Genomic DNA, 4,800 nt, shown 5'->3' on the forward strand with positions numbered 1-4,800 from the left:
TTCTTGCAATGTCTTTTTCCATTTGTAGAAAGTTGAAACTGCAAATCCTTGGTTGGAACAAAAATCTCTAACGCTTAATCCTGATTGTTCTTGTTTTTCTATTAACTTCCTGTAACTTGATTCTTTCATGCTTATTTTTTGAATCAAAGCTAAGTAGTCATAATTCTGTTAACAATATGTATCAGGCCGAATGGATACATTGCAATGAAAAAGTGTGCATACTTACTTACATTATAAATTGTCTCACAATAGGAGCATTCCTTAACCTACTTTGTTGGTACCAGTAATTCTTTATCTTAGAATTCGATTAGGCACTGGCGGTTATTATGCTCAATCTGTTTATTTATCAAGTTGACACTGTCTCTCGATACAGAGTTGAAGCGGGAAGGGCGAAAAGGCTCTTTGACAAAATTTGGTTGCAGGGTTGGTTTTGTGTGTTTTGCCAATGTACCTTGTAGTGAAGCAATGATTCGATGATGTAACTGTATATTATTCAGTAAAACGATCCGTTTTCGAATATAAATATCCATTTTCCGAAAATTTTACAATTATAAATATTGAGACAATCAGAAAAACAAAATAAACTAAAAATAATTGAGCTGACATTGATTCTAATGATAATTTACTTATTATTCCTGACATTTCGGTAATTCTGATATTTAATAGTCTTAACAAAGTAATAATAAGCAAATCGATTCCAACAAATATTAAAGAGTAGTTTCGAAGATTATGAAGCAGAATTTTCTTTCGATTTTTACGCCTGATTTTATTCATAACAACTTTATTAAAATCAGCATTTTCTATATTCAATTTGCTATTAGAGAGAATACTTTTTGCAAATTCTTCTTCTTTTTTGTTTTCCATTATAGTAAATCTTTAACTTCTGTTTTCAATTCTTGTTCTAAAATTAAATACATTTTTTGTCTTGCACGGTGTATCTTCATTTTCAGGTTTTCTCTTTTAATATTTGTTATCTCAACAATCTCCTCTAATGAGTTTTCATTTAGATAGTATAAGGTTAAAATTAACCTGTCTTCAATATTTAACTTATCCAAAGCAAAATTAATGTACTTTTTTCTGTCATCTTGCGATAAGGCTGAATATACTGTTTCAATTTTCTCTACTTCAATATTTTCAATTTTAGAGAAATCGTTATCTTTTTTTATAAGTTTTTTTCTTTTTGCTTTTGTTAATGCATTATTTACCACAATTCTATAGAACCATGTAGAGAATTTAGAATCCTGTCGAAACTTTTTCAAAGAATCAAAAGCCTTTAAAAAGGAATCCTGAACAATTTCTTCGGCATCTTCACAATCATTTAATATTCTAAATGCAATAGAGTAGGCCATATCCTTATATTTATCAATAAAATAAGAGAATCCTGAATAATCACCATTTAGTATTTTCCGAATATAAAGATTGTCCATATTGTGATTACTTTTTACCTTCCTTTTTATTGATATAATGGTAAATTGTTAACCCAATACCTCCAAATATCATAGCCAAAAATGCAGGAAAAGCTTCATTTAAAAGTATTTTTAACTCTATAAGGAAAAATCCCAGGAAAAATCCCAAGCCAATACCAATTGAAAACAATCCCCACATTAATGGACTGTTAAAAGCACTTTCCTTTTTAGGCATTGATAATATATCAATGCCTTTATCAAGTAGTTGGCTTCGTTCTTTAATTTTTGCTTTTTGAATGTAAAAAATAATTAGAAGGATGGCTATTGGGAGTACTCCCAATATTAAAATCATACTTATCAAATCATCTGCTTTCATAATTCTGTATTTTACTGTGTTATATTTAGACTACATTTATTTTGTATTGGTAACCAAAAATGTTGTTTTTATTTAAATATTTCTTTTTTTTCTATAACTCTGTTAATCTTTTTACCTGTTTTACCAGTATTAAATCTATACCCTAATTTAATAAGGAAAATATAATCGTATTTTAATTTGCTTTCTACATTTTGCACAATGGATCCAGTGCTGTAAGTTCGCTTATCAAAAATAAAATGATTACTCCACGGATTCAATGTAAAAGCCGAAACTGAAAATTTCTTATTAAACGATTTAAAAAAGCCAAAGACAAAATCATAATATTCATATTTTTTATATTGATATCCGATAGTTGGTGCCTCATAATTAAATTCAAGAAACAGCACCCAGTCTTTTGGTAGCATCAGTTGCGAACTAATATTCAAGCGCCAGGAGTTATCGTTTACTCCCTTATTAATTCCATATTCCGGCATTGCGTCAAGTTTCTTTCTGTAATAGGTAAACGAGGGGCTTGTCATCCAGACATCCTTAACAGAAAACATTCCCGAGCAAATAAGACCATACTCAAGCTCTGAGTTCACATTCCAATACTGTTTGCGCAAAATGGAGTCTGAGACAATATAACTGACTTGACTAATACCATCTTTTGTAAAACTCAGGTATGGTTTGTAATTCACATACATCGATTTATTGAGTTGAACACGATGCTCTATTTCAAAACGGTTTTTTATAGAAGGCATTAGTCCCGGATTTCCTTTTGATTGCGTATAGGAATCATCCGAATAATTTGCCGGGCTTAAATGATTGATTCCTGGTCGACCCAAAGATTTTCTATAGCTGAAACGCAGCATGTTTTGTTCATTCAGTTTGTAATTTGCTTTTATAGAAGGCAAAAAATATTTAGTACTATTTATGGTGTCATAAACATGAACAATATTAATATTCGAAACCTCATATCTTACACCTGTCTGAAGATTTAGTTTTCCTAAATTTGATGACAGACTAAGATAAAACGAGTGTCTGCTTTCCTTAAAATCAGTAACGTCTGAAAATGATGCTGTTATATTGCTGTAGATGTAATCTTTATGAAGATAATACCAGTTATACCCCGTAGAAAGTTTAAGTTTGTTTAACAATGGGTAGGTATAATCTATTTTTACATAAGAATAAATGTTGTTGCTTTCAGTTGATTGATTATTAATATTGAAATAAGATGGTATAATCAAATCTGCTTGCTCATAATAGTTGCTATTATGCTCATTTATCTTGTTACTCCTATAATTTTCAATTGATATTTGATGTTCCTCTTGGGGAAATTTATGCTGATAATAAATGGAGTAATCGCACAAGTAGTCTTTATTAGTATTTGAAGTTATTCCGGTGCTAAAAGTTGTCACATCTTCTGTAGTATATGCATTTAATGTGGTATAACTTTTATTATTAGAGATTATTGGCTGAATCGAACCGGAAGCACTTAATGAATTCCTGTCGTTTATGAACCAATCAAAACCAGAATTTGCAACAAATTTATTGTCCTTTCCCTCTCTATAAGTTTTTTGGTTTAAATATGTACCTGATTGAGTTGTTCTTTCGTTCAAATTTTCAACTGTATAATCATTCCAGTTATACTTTCCGGAAACATAAAACCTAATTTTATTTAAATAAATATCTACATTAGCATTATTTTTACTAAGAATAGTTTTTGGGGATGTAGGTAATTGAAGGCGAAGCTGTCCTCCCATACCAAATTTAAATTCTCTTTTAAGAACTATATTGATTACCGCATCGACCGAACCGTCATAATTTGATCCCGGATTATTTATTACTTCAATTTTATCGACAAGTCCAGAATTCAGTTGTGTTAAGAAATTATTATCAACTTGTCGTCCATTTACCTGAAAACGAATATTGCTGCAACCGGCAAGTTTTACATTATCTGAAAAATAGCTTACTGTAACATCTGGCAATTGGCGTAATAGTTCTAATCCTGACTGGGCAATTTCTGCCGATTTACTATTTACTCTATAAATTGTTTTGTCATCTTTTATTACACCTGTCATTATATAGCCTTTTACAACAACCCCTTCCAATGAATTTAATTCTGAATCAAGTTTAATATCATTGAATTTTATTAGTGTTCTAGCTACAGAAACTTCAAATTCTGACTTTATCATTTTCTTATAACCCATACATGAAATCCTTAATAAATATTTACCATAAGGAACTTTTTCTATCATAAATTCCCCTTTAACATTGGCTATTACTGCATTTATCATTATTGAATCATCACTTGCTAAAAGTTCGACACTAGCATAGGAAACAACCTCTAAAGTCTCACCATCTATTATATTACCTTCCAATATTCCTGATTCGGTTGCAAATGAATTGAATGGAATTAAAATCATAATTGAATAAAAAATCACAAATCGCAGAAATAAATTACTCATAATTATTAGTTATCAAGTTTAACATTTTGTTGTCCGGTAATTGGACTACATAAAATGAAACATGGTAACCGAATTATGAATTTGTTTTTATATCTGTACTCAAAATTATTTTATTGTGGGTAGAAAAGGAAGCAAGTGTATGGAAGCGAAGGGACGGTCGTGAGACAGGCTGGAACACTTTTGCTTTGTGCGTTGGCTATCATGTTATTTTGTGTTTTTCCAGTTAAGTTTTCATATTGCACTGTTGCTCTTCCGCTTGTGACTAACTAAAATATATCTCCCAGTCAATGGGTGATATCGCGTATTTGCATTTTGGTTTATCACTTACTAAAATAGATATTTCACTTATTATATAGTCAAATGATCTAATAACTGTTTATTAAGTAAGTCTTTTTAGCAGGTATAAATTAGTCTCACCAAACGAGACTATATTGGCATTAGTTTAGCTTCATATTTATTCTTTTAATCCCAAAATATTTTTTTGTGTAAAAGAAAATTAATGTTATATTTGTACCAACGTACTTACCCCGCTTCCTTCATTGAAAAGCGCGCTCAGGGTAAGTTTTTTTTT

General features: G+C 30.3%; 5 protein-coding genes. All 5 read right to left on the bottom strand.

The annotated features are described in order from the left end of the window. Nucleotides 1–129 (bottom strand): IS66 family insertion sequence element accessory protein TnpA (gene tnpA, locus OM075_RS26415; RefSeq protein ID WP_435873489.1); only part of this gene is annotated, 129 nt, incomplete at its 3' end. Between the two features lie 360 nt (nt 130–489). After that, nucleotides 490–864 (bottom strand): hypothetical protein, encoded by a 375-nt coding sequence (locus OM075_RS24205; protein WP_301193140.1) that lies wholly within the window; start codon nt 862–864, stop codon nt 490–492. After that, nucleotides 864–1,427, bottom strand: coding sequence for an RNA polymerase sigma factor (locus tag OM075_RS24210; RefSeq protein ID WP_301193141.1), 564 nt, complete (start codon nt 1,425–1,427; stop codon nt 864–866). The genes OM075_RS24205 and OM075_RS24210 overlap by 1 nt, the downstream gene beginning before the upstream one ends. Nucleotides 1,428–1,434: 7 nt before the next feature. Then, complete coding sequence (locus OM075_RS24215; protein ID WP_301193142.1) at nt 1,435–1,782, bottom strand: DUF6249 domain-containing protein; 348 nt, start codon at nt 1,780–1,782, stop codon at nt 1,435–1,437. 68 nt (nt 1,783–1,850) lie between these two features. Continuing rightward, nucleotides 1,851–4,229 carry a TonB-dependent receptor family protein gene (locus tag OM075_RS24220; RefSeq protein WP_301193143.1) on the bottom strand — a complete coding sequence of 793 codons (2,379 nt, stop codon included), beginning with the start codon at nt 4,227–4,229 and terminating at the stop codon, nt 1,851–1,853. Nucleotides 4,230–4,800: the final 571 nt, after the last annotated feature.

This window comes from Plebeiibacterium sediminum (assembly GCF_026013605.1).
Taxonomy (GTDB): domain Bacteria; phylum Bacteroidota; class Bacteroidia; order Bacteroidales; family Marinilabiliaceae; genus Saccharicrinis; species Saccharicrinis sediminus.

What these genes read in the sequence shown, in the direction of transcription:
- OM075_RS24210 (WP_301193141.1), bottom strand. Translation starts at nt 1,427, where the DNA reads ATGGACAATCTTTATATTCGGAAAATACTAAATGGTGATTATTCAGGA.
- OM075_RS24215 (WP_301193142.1), bottom strand. Translation starts at nt 1,782, where the DNA reads ATGAAAGCAGATGATTTGATAAGTATGATTTTAATATTGGGAGTACTC.
- OM075_RS24220 (WP_301193143.1), bottom strand. Translation starts at nt 4,229, where the DNA reads ATGAGTAATTTATTTCTGCGATTTGTGATTTTTTATTCAATTATGATT.
- OM075_RS24205 (WP_301193140.1), bottom strand. Translation starts at nt 864, where the DNA reads ATGGAAAACAAAAAAGAAGAAGAATTTGCAAAAAGTATTCTCTCTAAT.